Origin of the sequence: Niveispirillum fermenti (assembly GCF_048066175.1) — a bacterium.
GTDB classification, from domain to species: Bacteria; Pseudomonadota; Alphaproteobacteria; order Azospirillales; family Azospirillaceae; genus Niveispirillum; species Niveispirillum fermenti.
Genome location: NZ_JBLTXA010000061.1, coordinates 1 through 14,547 on the forward strand (window position 1 = coordinate 1; position 14,547 = coordinate 14,547).

Here is a 14,547-nt window from a genome sequence, read left to right on the forward strand (position 1 = left end):
AAGAGCTGGTCCCCGGTGAGCGGACAGTTTTTGTTCGGCGTTAAGCTTGGTCCTGATCAGTTCACGCCGCCAAACACGTTCTGTCCGCCCTTTGCCTGTATGCCTCGTCGGGTGTTTGTCCCCCGAGCGCGGAATGCGGGCGCCGGTTATTGTAGTAATCGATCCAGCGTCCGATCCCGTCCCTGGCCTCGCTGCCGGTCTCGAAAGCGTGGAGATAGACGCATTCGTATTTCGGTGACCGCCAGAGCCGTTCGATGAACACACCGCCAGAGCCGTTCGATGAACACATTGTCCATCCAGCGGCCTCTTCCATCCATGGAAACCTTGATACCGGCATCGGTCAAGATGCTGGTGAATCTCGGGCTGGTGAATTGGCCGCCCTGGTCGGTGTTGAAGATTTCCGGCTTGCCGTGGTTTGCCATGGCGTCCTGCAGGGCCTCCAGGCAGAAATCGATGTCCATGCTGTTGGATAGCTTCCAGGCCAGCACCCTACGCGATGCCCAGTCCATTACGGCGATCAGGTACAGGAAGCCCCGCCGCATGGGAATGTAGGTGATGTCCGTACACCAGACATGGTCCGGCCGGTCAATGGTCAGATCCCGCAGCAGATAGGGCCAGATCTTGTGCTCGGGATGGGGAACGCTGGTCTTTGGCCGTTGGTAGATGGCTGCCAACCCCATCCGGCCCATCAGCCGGCGCACCCGTTTGCGGTTGACGACATGACCCTGGCGCCGCAGATGGTGGGTCATCTGTCGGCTCCCGTACCAGAGCGTCTCCAGGAACTGGGCATCAATCACTCGCATCAGCGCTAGGTTCTCAGCACTCTCGCCCCGTACCGGCCCGTAATAATGCGACCGGCTGATCGACAGCAGCGCGCATTGCCGGACAACCGACAAGCCGGGATGTGACCGATCCACCATCTCCCGCCTCCGACCGGCGCTCATCGACCGGAGGCCTTGCGCAAAAAATCCCGCTCCACCACCAACTGACCGATCTTGGCGTGCAGCCGGTCGATCTCGGCGGCATCAACAACTGGACTGGCCTCGGCCTTCCCGGAAAACGACGCCGCCATCCCCTCGATCGCCTGTTTGCGCCAAGCGTTGATCATCGTCTGGTGAACACCGTGCTTCGACACAAGCTGCGCCATCGTCAACTCGCCCCGGATCGCCTCCAGCGCCACCTTCGCCTTGAAATCCGCTGAATATCGCTTCCTCTGTCCCGCCATGTCGCTCGTCCTTCAATAAGGCCGAACCAAGCTTAGCAAACTGTCCGCTCACAGGGGACCAGCTCTCAGAAGACCGGTCCCGCCAGGATGCCGCCGACGGCCAGCAGTACGATGGCTGGGACCTGGAAGCGCCAGGCCAGCCATTGCGCCCCGATCCCCAGCGCCATCACCAGGGCCGCCATTCCAACCAGGTCCTGCATGTCTCACCCCATCAAGATTTCAGCGCGCGGATGTTCGACCCTGACTTTCTTTTCCGTCAGCAGCGCAAAGCCCAAGGCCAACGGACCCAGCCGGCCAAGATACATGGCCAGGATCAGCACCAGATGCCCCGCCGCGCCGGCCATGGCAGTGGCGCCGCCTGTCAGGCCGACGGTGGCATAGGCGCTGAGAATTTCAAAACCCGCCGATACCAAACCAAGACCGGGCACGGCCAGCAGCAGCGCAAAGGTCAGCATGGCCGTCGCGAACAGGCTGATCAAGGCCACGCTTAGCGCCTGCTGGACCGCCTGGGGTGGCACCGAGCGCCGGGGCCGACGCTCACCGTCTGGCGGCGGCGGATATGCGCGACGGTAACCGCAAAGAGGACGACCGCCGTCGATACCTTGATGCCCCCGGCGGTGGAGGCGGGGCCGCCGCCAATGAACATCAGCAGCAGGGCGACCAGCAGCGCAGGCGCGGTCAGGGCCGTCAGGTCGAACGTGTTGAGCCCGGCCGTCCGTGTCGATACGGCTAGGTGTCTATCGTCGAAACAAGTGGGACATCTGGGTGGTTTGTGAGCGGAGGTTCTGGCTCGTTGCGCGCTGATGTTGAGTGGCCCGGCTTCCGGATGAGCCGTGACGCCGGGCCTGGATTGTTCGGTTTTTCTTCAGGCTGCGGTAGCTGCCAGATGGCCATCGGGACGGACCAGCAGGCGGCTTAGGCCTGCGTACCTGTCGCCGGTGATCCCCGTTGCCTCCACCTGGCGGGCGGTTTCCACCTCCATGGCGCCTGACGCACCGGGCATCCGGATATCCAGCCAACTTCCCTTCTGGAGCAGCGAATAGAGCGTGACGACCGTCCCGTCCACCAACTGCAACTCGGAATCCGGTAGCCGTTCGCCGCTGAGCGGCGAAGTGTCCGCCACCGGCCAGATAGGGGCGGGATAGGCGATGTCGAAGGCGCAGATCTGGTCGGACAGTAGGCGGTTGACCTGCGGCAGCTTCAGAAGATCGTTGAGAACCTGGCGCAGGGCCAGATCGCGGCCTTTGAAGGCCACCATTACCGCCGTCTGGGCCAGCGTATTGTCCAGCAGCGCCTGGCCCACCGGCTGGCGTTCGGTATGATAGCTGTCCAGCAGGCTGTCGGGTGCGTCGCCCTTGATCACCATGGCCAGCTTCCAGCCCAGGTTGAAGGCGTCCTGCACGCCGACATTCAGGCCCTGGCCACCGGCAGGCAGGTGGATATGGCAGGCATCGCCTGCCAACAGCACGCGGTCCTGACGGTAGCTGGCGGCCAGGCGTGTTTCGTCCCCGAAGCGCGACAGCCAGAAGGGATCGCGCATGCCGAAATCGGTACCGGCGATTTTCAGCGCGGCCTGCCGCACCTCCTCCTCGGTCACGGGTTCCGACAGGGGCACGGCCAGCCGGTCGCCATCGACAACGGCGAAACGGTGATGCTTACCGTCGCCCAGGGGCACGACCAGGAACCGGCCCCTGTCATTGGCGAAGGAATTGGCCTTGGGCGGGTCGTCCAGCACCATGTCGGCCAGGAACATGGTGGAGGTGACCTCGGTACCGTTGAACGGGATGCCCGACAGGGTGCGGATCGTGCTGCGCGCGCCGTCGGCCCCGATCAGGAACAGGGCATGGCCGGTGAAGGTGCCGTCCGATCCCTCGGCCGTGACGGTGACACCATGGGCATCCTGGGTGAAACCGGTGACGCGACAGCCACGGCGCAGGTCCACGCCCAGTTCCAGGGCGCGCTCCTCCAGCAATTCCTCGGTCACCGTCTGCGGAATGAACAGGGTGTAGGGGCAATCCGTGTCCAGGGTGGTGAAGTCCAGCCTTGTATCCAGCACGCCGTAATGGCCCGTGGGCAGGGGGATGCCGCGCTTCAGCGCCCGATCCAGCAGTCCGCGCATCGAAAATATTTCCAGCGTGCGGGGGTGCAGCGTCAGGGCGCGCGACTGCGCCACCCGTTCCGTCCGCCGTTCCAGCACCGTCACTTTGATGCCGGCCAGTGCCAGTTCGCAGGCGGCCATCAGGCCGGTCGGGCCCCCGCCGGTGATGATGACCTGGGTCGAGAAATTCATGATTGGCTCCATTAATCTAACGTTGTTAGGCGAGACCTTACACTGTTAGAGAGAGATGATGTCAACGGGGAAATGCGATGCGTCTTGATCGGGAACAGATTGTCGCTGCGGCACTCAGGCTGCTGGACGAGGTGGGGGTGGACGGCCTGACCATGCGGGTGTTGGCCGATGCGCTGAAAATTCAGGCCCCGTCGCTCTACTGGCATTTCAAGAACAAGCAGAGCCTGCTGGAGGCGATGGCCGATGCACTGATCGCCCCGGTCGCGCGTGCTGTGCCGCCGGGAAGCTGGGCGGAGCAGGTGTCGTTCATCGCCTGGGAATTGCGCGCGGCACTGCGGTCCCGGCGCGACGGGGCGCGGGTCTTCGCCGGCACCTTCTCCATCAATGACAATGTCATCCGCACCGCCGACCATCTGATCGGTGTGCTGATGGCGGCCGGCCTTCCCCGGCAGAAGGCCGCCTGGGGGGCACTGACCGTCACCTATTTCGTGCTGGGCTTCACCATCGAGGAACAGGGCGCGTATGAGCCGGGTGGCAGTGAGGGGGTGGCCCTGGCCGCCCGGCGTGAGGAATTCACGCGCTTCATCGGCGACCGCTACCCCCATGTCGCCGCCTGCATCCCCGATATCTTCGACGGCGACCAGGATGCCAGGTTCCGTCTGGGACTGGAGATGCAGGTGGCGGGGCTGAAGGTGCTCAGTAGCGCCAGTTGACCTCCAGCCCATAGGTGCGCGGCGCCCCGGCGAAGGCGATGGCATAGCCCAGGCTGTCCAGCAACGAAGCGCCATTCTGGATATAGGCGCGGTCGGTCAGGTTCTTGCCATAGGCCGCCACCTCCAGCCGGTCATCCTGGAAGCGCAGCGCTGCGCGCGCATTCAGCAGGCCATAGCCGCCCTGGGCGATGGCGCGCGTATTCTGCGGGTCGTGCCAGGTGCGGGACTTGGCGCTGTAATTGACATCCAGATGGGCCGAGGCGGTCTCGGATACCGGTCCTTCCCAGGCCAGGCCGACCAGTCCGCTATATTTGGGAGTATAGACAAACTTGCGGTCCGACACGTCGCCCAGCACCGCGTCCTGATATTCATCATAGGCGGCATCGGTCAGCGCACCGCTGCCATACAGGGTGAAGCCAGCCCCAGGCTGCCAGCGCGCCTCCAGTTCCAGACCCTGCACATGCGCCTTGCCGGCATTGGCGGTGGGCTGGAAGATCGTGCCGTTCTGGATGGCGAAGACCTGCAGCTGGATATCCTTGTAGTCGGTATAGAAGGCGGCGAGGTTGAGGGTCAGGCGCCGGTCGAGCCATTGGGTCTTCACCCCGGCCTCATAGGCCCAGACCTTTTCCGGGTTGTAGGGCTGGAGCGTGCCGATCGTGTCGGGGTCATAGTTGAAGCCGCCGCTCTTGAACCCCTTGGACAGGCTGGCATAGGTGAAGAATTCCGGCGTCCATTCGTAATCCAGCCCGATCTTGGGCGACAGATCGTCGAAGGTGCGGGCATTGTCAGAAGGGCCAAAGGTGGTGGCACCCGTGGCGATGGAGCGGTTCCAGACGAAGATCGACTTGCGCTCCGACGTGTAGCGCAGGCCAACTGACCCGGACAGTTTCTCGGTCAGGTCGTAGCTGGCATTCAGGAAGGCGGCATAGCTCTTGGTGGTGACGTCAAGCTGCTGGTTGCGGGTCTGGTCCAGGCCCAGCGGCACGAAGGCCGGCACCAGATTGGCGACCGTCAGCAGGCCCACATCCTCCTGATAATAGAACACGCCGCCTTGCCAGTTCAGCCGTCCTTCCAGAGCCTCTCCCGATAGCTGGAATTCCTGGCTGACCTGCCACTGGTCCATGCGGTCGGCGAAATTGCCGATGGAAAGCGGTGAGGCATCGGCCTCCGACATGCGGTCGCGCTTGATCTCGCGATAGGCGGTGATGGATTTGACGTTCAGCTCATCGTCACCGTAGGAGGCGCGCAGGAAGGCGCCCCACACATCCTCGTTGGGGGTGAAGGGGGCCAGCACCGCCTCCTGCCCGGCATCGAAGGCACCGTTCCAGATATCGCCCTGCACGCTCTTGGCATAGGTGCCGATATCGCCGATCAGTGCCTGGATGACAGGGGTGATCTCGGTTTCCGAGGTGGCGCTGACGAAGCCGTAATAGGGGGCCGACCGGTCGCGCGATCCGTCCAGGGAGAACAGGATGTCGATATCTTCCGAGGGGTTGTAGCGCAGCATGGTCCGGCCCGACAGAACGTCCTGGTCGTTGGCGCGCGTGCCGGTCAAATTGTTGCGCATGAAGCCGTCATTGCGGCTGCGATCCACGGAAAGGCGCCAGAACAAGGCATCCTCGACCAGCGGCAGGCTGACCGATGCCTTGGCCGCCAGGCTGTCGTAATTGCCATAGGACAGGCTGGCGGCATATTCGGCATCGGGGCCGGGCAGCTTGGAATTGATCTTCAGCGCACCGCCGATGGTGTTCTTGCCATAGAGCGTGCCTTGCGGCCCGCGCAACACCTCGACCGAGGCGACATCGCTGATATTGACCAGCCCACCCTGCAGGCGGCCCAGATAGACATCATCGACATACTGCGCCACGCCGGGATCGGCCGTGGGGCTTTCATCCGCCTGGCCGACGCCGCGGATGAAGATGAAGCCGATGCTGGAACTGTTGCGGCCTGTGGCGATCTGCAGGTTGGGCGCCAGCCGACCGACATCGGCGACATTGGATACGGCCTGTTCCCGTAGGGACTCCTCACTCAATGCCGTCACAGCGACCGGTGTGGTCTGCAGCGGCTCCAGCCGCCGGCGGGCGGATACGATGATTTCCTCGATCATCGGTCCGTCGCCGGCGGGGGCCGTCTCCGCGTGAACATTCTGTGCCATCGTCAGGGCGAGCAGCCCCGCACCGGCGCGCAGCAGCGCCGGCCTTGTCCATTTCCCGATCATGAAACCCTCGCTGTTCACGGCCGCAGGGCGGCCCTTTTGTTTATTGGGCATATTGTTGCCCTAACAACATTAGGGACAACTCGATGCGGCTTGTCAACGGCCAAGGTGGAAAGAAAATGCCCGGCCGCCTTGCGGGCGGGCCGGGCAAGGACATGCATCGCGAACAGATGGATCAGGGAGCTTTGGTGTGGTCGGCCATGCGGTCGTGCACCGGTGCCAGGATCGGCCCCCAGGGGACGAGATCGCCTGTTACGCGGATACGCCCCTGTGCCTGCTGTTCTGCCCGCAATGCCGCCAGTTCCGGCCCGGCATGCAGGCTGGCAGCGCGCCAGGCATCCATCCAGTCGCAGATGATCTCGGTCGCCACCTGCTCCCCCGGGGCGGTGCCATAGCGGATGCGGGCACCTCCATCCGCCACATCCAGCCGCAGGCACGGCTCGCCCATCGCCGGCCAGGGGGCGTCGGGTGGCAGATTGTGGAACCGCTCGATCAGGGACAGATGCAATGCGGACCCGCCGGGATGGGCATTCAGGGCCGTCTGTAGGGCCGCCTCCGCCAGGGCCAGCCAGGCGGGGCTCATGAAGATCAGGCGGGTCATGTCCGCTCCTTCAGCCGGGCCACGGCCTCGATTTCCACCAGGGCGCCATCGATGACCAGGCCGGCAATGGTTGTGGATCGGGCGGGTGCCCAATCGCCGAACCAGCCGGCATAGGCCTTGTTGAAGCCGGCGAAATCAGATCTGGCGGTCAACCAGACGGTGGTCTTCACGATATCGGCCGGCCCCAACCCGTGTTTGGCCAGGATGGCGGCCAGATTGTCCAGGCACTGGCTGGTCTGCGCCTCGATGCCGGCGGGCAGGGCGCCATTGCCGTCGAAGGCCAGTGCGCCTGACAGGAACAGCAGGGACCCTGCCGCAACGGCGGGGGAAAGATGCGGTTTCATGGATGGCTTCCTTAAAGGTCGAGCACCAGCGTGCCGCCGGAACAGCCGGACACGCAGGGCATGAGATGGTCGGCGCGTTCGGCCGGCTTCATGATCAGATCGCGATGGACGGGCGCCCCGGCCAGCCACCGGGTCTTGCAGACGGCACAGACCCCCGCCTCGCAGGAGGAGGGCACCTCCACCCCGGCGCCTCTCAGCGCCTCCAGCATGGTCTGGTCGGGTTGCACGGGAATGATCTGACCGGATCGGGACAGTTCCAGCGTATAGGCTGTGCCGCCGGCGGTGCGGTGCTTGCCGCCAAACTGTTCGATATGCACCGTCTCCGGATCGCGATCCTTGGTCGCCTCCAGGACGGCGGCGACAAGGCCGCCAGGGCCGCAGCAATAGACATGCTCCCCCGCCACGGGCCGTGCCAGCAAGCCGGTCACATCCAGCGGGTTGGCCGGCACGGTGCGGTCATGATGGAACCGGACCACGCCGCGCGCCGCCAGGGGCGCCAGATACCGGTGGAAGGCTGTCTCCTCCGGCGTGCGCGCGCAATAATGCAGCTCGAAATTCGCACCCTGCCGGTTCAGGGTGTGCAGCATGGACAGGAAGGGCGTGATGCCGATGCCACCGGCAATCAGCACATGGTGCTTTGCATCCGGGTCCAGCGGGAAATGGTTGCGGGGCAGGGAGACTGGCAGCACCGATCCCACCCGCAACTGCGCCTGCAGGGCCAGCGACCCGCCGCGTCCCTGCGGTTCGGCCTGCACGGCGATATGATAGCGGTTGCGGATGGCCGGATTACCGCACAGCGAATATTGCCGGACCATGCCGTTTTCCAGCCGCACATCGATATGGGCGCCGGGCGTGAAGGGTGGCAGTTCCCAATCATCGGGATCGGCCAGTTCGTAATGGATGACGCGGTCCGTCTCCCGTTCCATCGACCGGACCACGGTGGTGACATGGTGGTGAAGCTTCAGGATGCTCACGGCGGGGCCACCTCGTCACCCAAGCGGATCGGGCCGCCCGTGATGATCTTCGCGTGCAGGCCGCTGCGGTTGAGCATCAGGTTGAAGATTTCCAGCCCGGTGATCTGCTCGATATGCCGGCAGGGGGTGGCCAGGCGCGTGCCTTCCAGCAGGGTGCCGCCGATGCGGAAGCGTGCCCCCACCAGATGGTTCAGCGGCACGCCGCGCGTGGTGATGTTGCGCCGGTGGTCGGCTTCGCTCAGCGCCACCTTATGGTCGCGGGCCAGTGCCTCCAGCGTCTCCACTTCGAACAAGGTGACCTGCCGGCCCTCTTCCGGCCGGTCGGAATAGAAGCCGTTGCCGGTGGCGTAGCGGTCGCCCTCCACGCCGATGCCGGCCAGCAGGACCAACTGGTCCTGGCCGCGCATGGGCAGGAAGGAACGCGGTGCCAGATGCAGGGCGTGAACGGTGCCGGACCACATGGGGCGGCCTCCTCTCTCTGTCTGGAATATTGGACAACAAGTTGTCCAAAAGACATTATACAGGGTGAAATCTTTGTCCAGTGGAATCGCCCTGCTCAGTGTTATGGACAAATGGTTGTTTATCCGGCAGGAAGAATGTCGCCCCGGATGCAGTGACGGGGGCTGACGGGAGAGGGAATGACACGCGCCGTTAAGAAGCGTGCCGCCGCGGCGGCGCCGGTCGATGCCAACATCATCGCCAGTTCCATCCACGCCACGCGCCGCCGCAAGGGCATGACACTGGCCGAACTGGCCGAACGCACGGACATGGACAAGGGCTACCTGTCGCGGGTGGAGCATGGGCAGAAATCACCGTCGGTCGGCACGTTGTTGAAGATCGCGGAAGCGCTGGGCGTGCCGGTGGGCCACCTGTTCGGGGAGAATACCGACGACAACGCCGTCACTGTCATCCGCAGCACCGACCATGTCGATATCGCCGATGACAGCGCGGAAGGGCCGGGTGCCCTGCTGCCGGCCAGCGGCAAGCGCCGCCTCAGCGTTTTCATGATCGAGCCGGGCAGCGACCGCCTGTCCCAGCAGGCCGACCATCCGGGGGACGAGTTCCTTTACGTGCTGGAAGGCAGCCTGGAGATCATCTTCCCGGACCGGGTGGTGCAACTGGATACGGGCGACGCCATCCATTTCGACGGGCATTTGCGCCATCAGTTGCGGCGGATGGGCGAAGGGCCGGTGCGTGCTCTCGTGGCGGTGGCGCAGGACCTTGCCCTGCGCGGCGGGGACGACGAATAAGGGTCAATCCGGTAGCGAGACGACCGCATCCACCTCCACCAGCCATTCCGGCAGGCCCAGGGCCTGGACACCCAGCAGCATGCTGGCCGTGACGGGCCAGGCATCGCCGAAGATGTCGCGCCCGGCCCCGAAGATGGGGGCGATCAGGCCGGGATGGTGGCCAACGACATTGATCGTCATCTTGACGATCCGTTCCGGCCTCACCGAAAGCGCATCCAGGGCCGCGGCGATATTGGCGAAACATTGCCTTGCCTGTGCCGCGTGGCTGTCGCCCCCCACCAGATTGCCATCCACGTCCAATGCCACCTGTCCCGCGATGAAGGCCAGCCGGCCGGCTGGCGCGATGGCGATCTGGGCGTAAAGCCCCATGACGGGCGGGGCCAGCGTGGCGGGGTTCAGCTTCTGGGTCATTGATCCTCTCCGGGGCGCAGCAGGCGGGTCATGGCATCGGCGACAAGGTCGGGATGGGTGGTGATGCCCATATGGCCGACCGCCAGCTCGGCCACCGACCAGCCCGCTCGGGCGGCCTGCGCCGCCAGGGGGGCGGTCGGCGGGAAATCCACGAAGCGCAGATAATGGCGGCGGCAGGTGAGACCGTCCGCCCCATACCGTGCCGGCTCCGCATGGGTCAGCAGCGGCATGGGACGCAGGTTGGTCACGGCCGGGTCCGCAGGATCAAGGCCCAGGAAGTCCGGCGGCGGTGGTGGCACCATCCCGTCCGTTGCCATGGCGGTGAAGGCGGCCCGCAATTCCGGCATCTGGTCGAACAGTGACAGCCCTGCCGCCGCGATGGGGCCATCCATGACGATCAGGTCGGTGACCCGCTCCGGACGGCTGCCCGCCACTTCCGCCGCCACCAGTCCACCGTAGGAATGGCCGGCCAGAATGACGGGGCCGGGTTCGGTGAAATCCAGCACGGACAGGATGTCGGCGACATGGGCGGACAGTCCGGTTTCGGCCCCGCCCAGATGCTGACGCTCGCCCAGGCCCGTCAGGGTTGGCGCGGCGACCCGCCAGCCGTGCGTACGCAGTGGCCCGGCCAGTGGCCGCCAGCACCAGCCACCCAGCCAGGAACCATGGATCAGCAGGATAAGCGGAGCGGGCATGGAACCATCCTGAGGCAACTGGTTGTCAGCAGCGTCACGCGGGGTGACAGGCCACAAGCGTCTATCTGGAGCCATTCTTAACGCAGAACACATTTGTGCTCAACAAACTTGTTGCACAAAAGACAACTTGTTGCCCAAATGAGTGGGGGGCGGGAAAGCCGTTCCGACAAGAAAAGGGAGCTTCAAACATGTCTTGGATGAATGAACGGTGCAGGCCCTCACGGCTGGCGCTGACGCTGATGCTCGCCCTGTCGGCGGGCGGTGCGGCCCATGCCCAATCGGGCGAGGTGCTGGAAGAGATCATTGTCACGGCGGAAAAGCGTTCCGGCGTGGCCGACCGTATCGGCATGTCCATCGCCGCCTTTGGGGGAGAGGCGCTGGAGACGATGCGGGTGACGGACACCAAGGATCTGGTGCAGATGGTGCCCGGCTTCACCGCGGCGGATTCTGTGGCCGGTACGCCGATCTATACGCTGCGCGGCATTGGCTTCAACACGCCCAACCTGTCCGCGACCTCGCCCGTGGGTGTCTATCTGAACGACACGGCCCTGGCCTATCCGTTCATGACGCAGCAGATGGCTTTCGATCTGGCGCGGGTCGAGGTGCTGAAGGGGCCGCAGGGCACGCTCTATGGACGCAACACCACGGGTGGCCTGATCAAATATGTCACCGCCAATCCGGGCGACAGCTATGAGGGGGCGCTGACTGCCGGGTACGGCAATTACCAGAGCTTCACGATGCAGGGCCATGTCTCTGCCCCGCTATCGGAGACCCTGGGCTTGCGCCTGGCCTTTACGGCGGAGAACAGTGACAAGGGCTGGCAGAAAAGCGTCACCCGTGACGAGCGGCTGGGTGAGAAGGATCGGCTGGCCGGCCGCGCCACCCTGCAATGGAAGCCGGAAGGCGGGCTGGTGGCCACGCTGCGCTCCAGCTTCTGGCGCGACAGGTCCGACACCCAGGCGCCCCAGGCCATCTATTACCTGCCGGAGAACCCGGCCGGTGCCCTGGATGCGGCGCTGATCACGCCGTCGCTGCTGCTGGACGCGAAGAACAGTCAGGCCGACTGGGTGCCGGCCGACCATCCCGGTTCGCGCAGCTTTTCGGGACAGCGCCCACCCTATCGCATGAATGCCGATTTCCAGGGCCATGCGCTGGACCTGGAATATGCGTTCGACAATGGGCTGCTGCTGAACAGTTCGACCGCTTACAACCGTGTCACCCGTGATGACATGATCGACGCCAATGGCGCGCCGGTCGAAACGTTGAGCTATCAGCCGCGCGGTCATGTCAATTCCTTCTCCCAGGAACTGCGCCTGTCGGGTGAGGCGGAGCGGCTGAGTTGGACGCTTGGCAGCTACTACGCCCATGACGACATCTTCGAGGGCATGACGGCCTGGCTGGACGATTTCTCCACCGTCGGCGTGCTGCGCGCCGTGGGTGCCACGGTCCCCAACGCCTATCTGCCGGGCCAGATCGCGGAGGGGCTGCGCGTCGATGAGGCGGTGGCCGATATGAAGACCGACAGCTATTCGCTCTTCGGCAGCGGGCAGTACGAGCTGACCGAGGCCCTGAAGCTGACCCTGGGTGCCCGCTACAATGTCGACCGTACGGCTTTCGACGGCTGCACCCGCGATGTGGGCAATAACACCGCACCCATCTGGAATACGGTGGTGGCCGGTGTCCTGGCGGGTGTGCCGGCCAATATCCAGCCTGGCGGCTGCATCACCTTCAACGAGACGATGACGGCGCTGGCCGATACAGTCCATGACAGGCTGCGGGAGGACAATCTCTCCTGGCGCGCGGGCCTGGACTGGACCCTGTCGGATGATACGCTGCTCTATGGCACGATCAGCCGTGGCTACAAGTCCGGCGGCTTCCCCGTCATCGCCGCCAATACCAGCCGGCAGCTGCTGCCGGTTCGGCAGGAGGAGGTGACATCCTATGAGATGGGAACCAAGCTGCGCCTGCTGGATGGGGTCCTGCGCACCAATCTGGCCGCCTATTACAGCGATTATCGCGACAAGCAGGTGTTCGGCGTTCTTACCGACCCGCTGTTCCGCACACTGGAGCGGGTGCTGAACGTGCCCAAGTCGGAGATCTGGGGGCTGGAGGCCGACGTGAGCTGGCGGCTGGCGGCCGGCCTGACGGCACGGGCCGCAGCGTCCTGGATGCAGACCAAGGTGCTGGACTATGAAGGTTTCGACCAGTTCGGCAATGCGGTCGATTTCCGGGGCAGCGCGTTTCCCTATTCACCGGAATGGCAGGTCAATGCCGGCCTGGACCATGTCACGGACCTGTCGGCCGACCTGTCGCTGCGCAGTACGCTCTCCCTCAGCTACCAATCGCGCTCCCACGGGGATTTCCAGGACCTGCCCTATTACAGTGTGAAATCCCGCGCCCTGATCGATGGCGGGCTGACCCTGATGGGACCGGGCGAACGTTGGACGGCCGGCATATGGGTCCGCAACCTGTTCAACGAGGAATACTGGACCAGCGTCAATTACGGTCGCGACATGTTCAGCCGCACCGCCGGCATGCCGCGCACCTATGGCGTCAATCTGGGCTGGAAGTTCGTGTGACCCATGCGAATGGATCATAAGTTTATAGTGATAGACATTTACGAAGCCTTGCTTTGTAAATGTCTATAAACCTGAACCTTGAGGCACAGTTTGAAGCTATGCTATTTTACTAAGTATGACTAGGCAAAGCATAGGAAAGCTGAACTTGCTGGAGCGGACGCTCCCTGATGGGCTGCTGGTGGACGCAGCCTGGATGGAGCGGCACGGCTATTCGACCAGCCTCCGCAGCCAGTATGTCGCAGCCGGCTGGCTGGTACAGCCGGTTCGTGGCACCTACAAGCGGCCGCTTGGCAAGCTGACCTGGGAAAGAGCCGTCATCTCATTGCAATCGCTGATGAAGCATCCATTGATCGTGGGTGGCCGGACCGCGCTTGAACTGCAAGGGTTTGGTCACTACGTCTCCACCAGCGGACCGGCGAGCATCCACCTCTATGGTGACGAACCCCCACCCGGCTGGCTTGCGAAACTGCCTTTCAGGGAGCGCTTCATCTTCCACAAGGCCCAGACCCTGTTCAGTGCAACGACGGCCGCGGAAGGTCCGTTCAGCTTGGCAGGTGGCGACGATGGCGATGACCATGAACGAACCGGGGACCATGTTCGCCCGCTGTCCATGAACGCGCAATGGCCTCTGCTGGTTTCCACACCTGAACGGGCCTTTCTGGAATTGCTGGATGAACTGCCGAAGCGCCAGACATTCCACAATGTCGATGTGATCGCGGAAGGGCTGCGCACGCTCAGCCCGACCCGTCTCCAGAGGCTGCTGGAAGATTGCCGTAGCGTAAAGGCCAAGCGGCTGTTCTTCTGGTTTGCCGAACGGCACGGCCATCGCTGGGTCAACCGGATCGACCGGGACCGCGTGTCGCTCGGCAGCGGCAAGCGCATGCTGGTCAAGGGTGGCCGGCTTGATCCGAAGTACCTGATCACCGTGCCGGAGGATCTTGGTGCCCCTGTCTGATCGCTACCGGGCGCAGGTCGCACTCCTGATCGCCGTAATGCCGTTCGTTGCGGCGGAAGAGGATTTCGCGCTGAAGGGCGGCACGGCGATCAACCTGTTCGTCCGCGACATGCCTCGCCTGTCGGTCGACATCGACCTGACCTATTTGCCGGTGGCTGGGCGTCCGGAATCCCTGTCTGCGATCGATGCCGGCATGAAGCGGATTGCCGCTGCCATCCGCAAGGGACTGCGCGGTGTGCGTGTCACCGAAGTCCTGAACGCGCGCGAGCCGGTCGTCACGAAGCTGACCGTGCAG

Annotated in this window: 16 protein-coding genes and 1 pseudogene; 5 read left to right on the forward strand and 12 right to left on the reverse strand. The window is 64.1% G+C overall.

The window, feature by feature from the left end; translation table 11 throughout:
- Window positions 1–61: 61 nt before the first annotated feature.
- The 5 genes and pseudogenes from ACM9LZ_RS25000 to ACM9LZ_RS25020 all read right to left on the reverse strand — a co-directional run bounded on the left by ACM9LZ_RS25000 (window position 62) and on the right by ACM9LZ_RS25020 (window position 3,515).
- Window positions 62–1,225, reverse strand: a pseudogene (locus ACM9LZ_RS25000) (IS3 family transposase).
- Between the two features lie 65 nt (window positions 1,226–1,290).
- Window positions 1,291–1,425 (reverse strand): hypothetical protein, encoded by a 135-nt coding sequence (locus tag ACM9LZ_RS25005; protein ID WP_416622232.1) that lies wholly within the window; start codon window positions 1,423–1,425, stop codon window positions 1,291–1,293.
- A gap of 3 nt (window positions 1,426–1,428) precedes the next feature.
- Complete coding sequence (locus ACM9LZ_RS25010; protein ID WP_416622233.1) at window positions 1,429–1,743, reverse strand: potassium transporter TrkG; 315 nt, start codon at window positions 1,741–1,743, stop codon at window positions 1,429–1,431.
- Window positions 1,713–2,030 carry a potassium transporter TrkG gene (locus tag ACM9LZ_RS25015; RefSeq protein ID WP_416622246.1) on the reverse strand — a complete coding sequence of 106 codons (318 nt, stop codon included), beginning with the start codon at window positions 2,028–2,030 and terminating at the stop codon, window positions 1,713–1,715. Before ACM9LZ_RS25015 ends, ACM9LZ_RS25010 begins: the two co-directional genes overlap by 31 nt.
- Window positions 2,031–2,090: 60 nt before the next feature.
- Complete coding sequence (locus ACM9LZ_RS25020) at window positions 2,091–3,515, reverse strand: FAD-dependent monooxygenase (RefSeq protein ID WP_416622234.1); 1,425 nt, start codon at window positions 3,513–3,515, stop codon at window positions 2,091–2,093.
- Window positions 3,516–3,592: 77 nt separating this feature from the next.
- Between ACM9LZ_RS25020 and ACM9LZ_RS25025 the strand changes: the two genes are divergently transcribed.
- Window positions 3,593–4,228 (forward strand): TetR/AcrR family transcriptional regulator C-terminal domain-containing protein, encoded by a 636-nt coding sequence (locus ACM9LZ_RS25025; RefSeq protein ID WP_416622235.1) that lies wholly within the window; start codon window positions 3,593–3,595, stop codon window positions 4,226–4,228.
- On the opposite strand, the gene ACM9LZ_RS25030 is transcribed toward ACM9LZ_RS25025, so the two are convergent.
- The 5 genes from ACM9LZ_RS25030 to ACM9LZ_RS25050 all read right to left on the reverse strand — a co-directional run bounded on the left by ACM9LZ_RS25030 (window position 4,212) and on the right by ACM9LZ_RS25050 (window position 8,823).
- The gene (locus ACM9LZ_RS25030; protein WP_416622236.1) at window positions 4,212–6,497 is read right to left on the reverse strand and encodes a TonB-dependent receptor; all 2,286 of its coding nucleotides are present in this window, start codon (window positions 6,495–6,497) and stop codon (window positions 4,212–4,214) included. The two genes, ACM9LZ_RS25025 and ACM9LZ_RS25030, sit on opposite strands and share 17 nt — an antisense overlap.
- Window positions 6,498–6,618: 121 nt before the next feature.
- Window positions 6,619–7,044 carry a hypothetical protein gene (locus ACM9LZ_RS25035; RefSeq protein WP_416622237.1) on the reverse strand — a complete coding sequence of 142 codons (426 nt, stop codon included), beginning with the start codon at window positions 7,042–7,044 and terminating at the stop codon, window positions 6,619–6,621.
- Window positions 7,041–7,388 (reverse strand): RidA family protein, encoded by a 348-nt coding sequence (locus ACM9LZ_RS25040; RefSeq protein WP_416622238.1) that lies wholly within the window; start codon window positions 7,386–7,388, stop codon window positions 7,041–7,043. The genes ACM9LZ_RS25035 and ACM9LZ_RS25040 overlap by 4 nt, the downstream gene beginning before the upstream one ends.
- An 11-nt stretch (window positions 7,389–7,399) precedes the next feature.
- The gene (locus ACM9LZ_RS25045) at window positions 7,400–8,362 is read right to left on the reverse strand and encodes a PDR/VanB family oxidoreductase (RefSeq protein WP_416622239.1); all 963 of its coding nucleotides are present in this window, start codon (window positions 8,360–8,362) and stop codon (window positions 7,400–7,402) included.
- Entirely contained in the window at window positions 8,359–8,823 is a 465-nt protein-coding gene (locus ACM9LZ_RS25050) for an MOSC domain-containing protein (RefSeq protein WP_416622240.1), read from the reverse strand. Before ACM9LZ_RS25050 ends, ACM9LZ_RS25045 begins: the two co-directional genes overlap by 4 nt.
- A 177-nt stretch (window positions 8,824–9,000) precedes the next feature.
- Between ACM9LZ_RS25050 and ACM9LZ_RS25055 the strand changes: the two genes are divergently transcribed.
- On the forward strand, window positions 9,001–9,612 hold the full coding sequence (locus ACM9LZ_RS25055; protein ID WP_416622241.1) for a helix-turn-helix domain-containing protein: 612 nt from the start codon (window positions 9,001–9,003) through the stop codon (window positions 9,610–9,612).
- Between the two features lie 3 nt (window positions 9,613–9,615).
- Here ACM9LZ_RS25055 and ACM9LZ_RS25060 read toward each other — a convergent pair whose 3' ends face one another.
- Both ACM9LZ_RS25060 and ACM9LZ_RS25065 read right to left on the reverse strand, forming a co-directional pair.
- Window positions 9,616–10,023 (reverse strand): RidA family protein, encoded by a 408-nt coding sequence (locus ACM9LZ_RS25060; RefSeq protein ID WP_416622242.1) that lies wholly within the window; start codon window positions 10,021–10,023, stop codon window positions 9,616–9,618.
- Window positions 10,020–10,718 (reverse strand): alpha/beta fold hydrolase, encoded by a 699-nt coding sequence (locus ACM9LZ_RS25065; protein ID WP_416622243.1) that lies wholly within the window; start codon window positions 10,716–10,718, stop codon window positions 10,020–10,022. The genes ACM9LZ_RS25060 and ACM9LZ_RS25065 overlap by 4 nt, the downstream gene beginning before the upstream one ends.
- A 188-nt stretch (window positions 10,719–10,906) precedes the next feature.
- Between ACM9LZ_RS25065 and ACM9LZ_RS25070 the strand changes: the two genes are divergently transcribed.
- The 3 genes from ACM9LZ_RS25070 to ACM9LZ_RS25080 all read left to right on the forward strand — a co-directional run.
- On the forward strand, window positions 10,907–13,297 hold the full coding sequence (locus ACM9LZ_RS25070; protein ID WP_416622244.1) for a TonB-dependent receptor: 2,391 nt from the start codon (window positions 10,907–10,909) through the stop codon (window positions 13,295–13,297).
- A 145-nt stretch (window positions 13,298–13,442) separates the two neighbouring features.
- Window positions 13,443–14,252, forward strand: a complete 810-nt coding sequence (locus ACM9LZ_RS25075) for a type IV toxin-antitoxin system AbiEi family antitoxin domain-containing protein (RefSeq protein ID WP_416622245.1) — start codon at window positions 13,443–13,445, stop codon at window positions 14,250–14,252.
- A partial coding sequence (locus ACM9LZ_RS25080) for a nucleotidyl transferase AbiEii/AbiGii toxin family protein (RefSeq protein ID WP_445376632.1) occupies window positions 14,239–14,547 on the forward strand: 309 nt, incomplete at its 3' end. The genes ACM9LZ_RS25075 and ACM9LZ_RS25080, both read left to right, overlap by 14 nt.

Bases quoted from the DNA above. Each gene is read 5' to 3' on its own strand.
- ACM9LZ_RS25005 (WP_416622232.1), bottom strand. From the start codon at position 1,425: ATGCAGGACCTGGTTGGAATGGCGGCCCTGGTGATGGCGCTGGGGATC.
- ACM9LZ_RS25020 (WP_416622234.1), bottom strand. From the start codon at position 3,515: ATGAATTTCTCGACCCAGGTCATCATCACCGGCGGGGGCCCGACCGGC.
- ACM9LZ_RS25025 (WP_416622235.1), top strand. From the start codon at position 3,593: ATGCGTCTTGATCGGGAACAGATTGTCGCTGCGGCACTCAGGCTGCTG.
- ACM9LZ_RS25030 (WP_416622236.1), bottom strand. From the start codon at position 6,497: ATGCCCAATAAACAAAAGGGCCGCCCTGCGGCCGTGAACAGCGAGGGT.
- ACM9LZ_RS25035 (WP_416622237.1), bottom strand. From the start codon at position 7,044: ATGACCCGCCTGATCTTCATGAGCCCCGCCTGGCTGGCCCTGGCGGAG.
- ACM9LZ_RS25040 (WP_416622238.1), bottom strand. From the start codon at position 7,388: ATGAAACCGCATCTTTCCCCCGCCGTTGCGGCAGGGTCCCTGCTGTTC.
- ACM9LZ_RS25050 (WP_416622240.1), bottom strand. From the start codon at position 8,823: ATGTGGTCCGGCACCGTTCACGCCCTGCATCTGGCACCGCGTTCCTTC.
- ACM9LZ_RS25055 (WP_416622241.1), top strand. From the start codon at position 9,001: ATGACACGCGCCGTTAAGAAGCGTGCCGCCGCGGCGGCGCCGGTCGAT.
- ACM9LZ_RS25060 (WP_416622242.1), bottom strand. From the start codon at position 10,023: ATGACCCAGAAGCTGAACCCCGCCACGCTGGCCCCGCCCGTCATGGGG.
- ACM9LZ_RS25065 (WP_416622243.1), bottom strand. From the start codon at position 10,718: ATGCCCGCTCCGCTTATCCTGCTGATCCATGGTTCCTGGCTGGGTGGC.
- ACM9LZ_RS25070 (WP_416622244.1), top strand. From the start codon at position 10,907: ATGTCTTGGATGAATGAACGGTGCAGGCCCTCACGGCTGGCGCTGACG.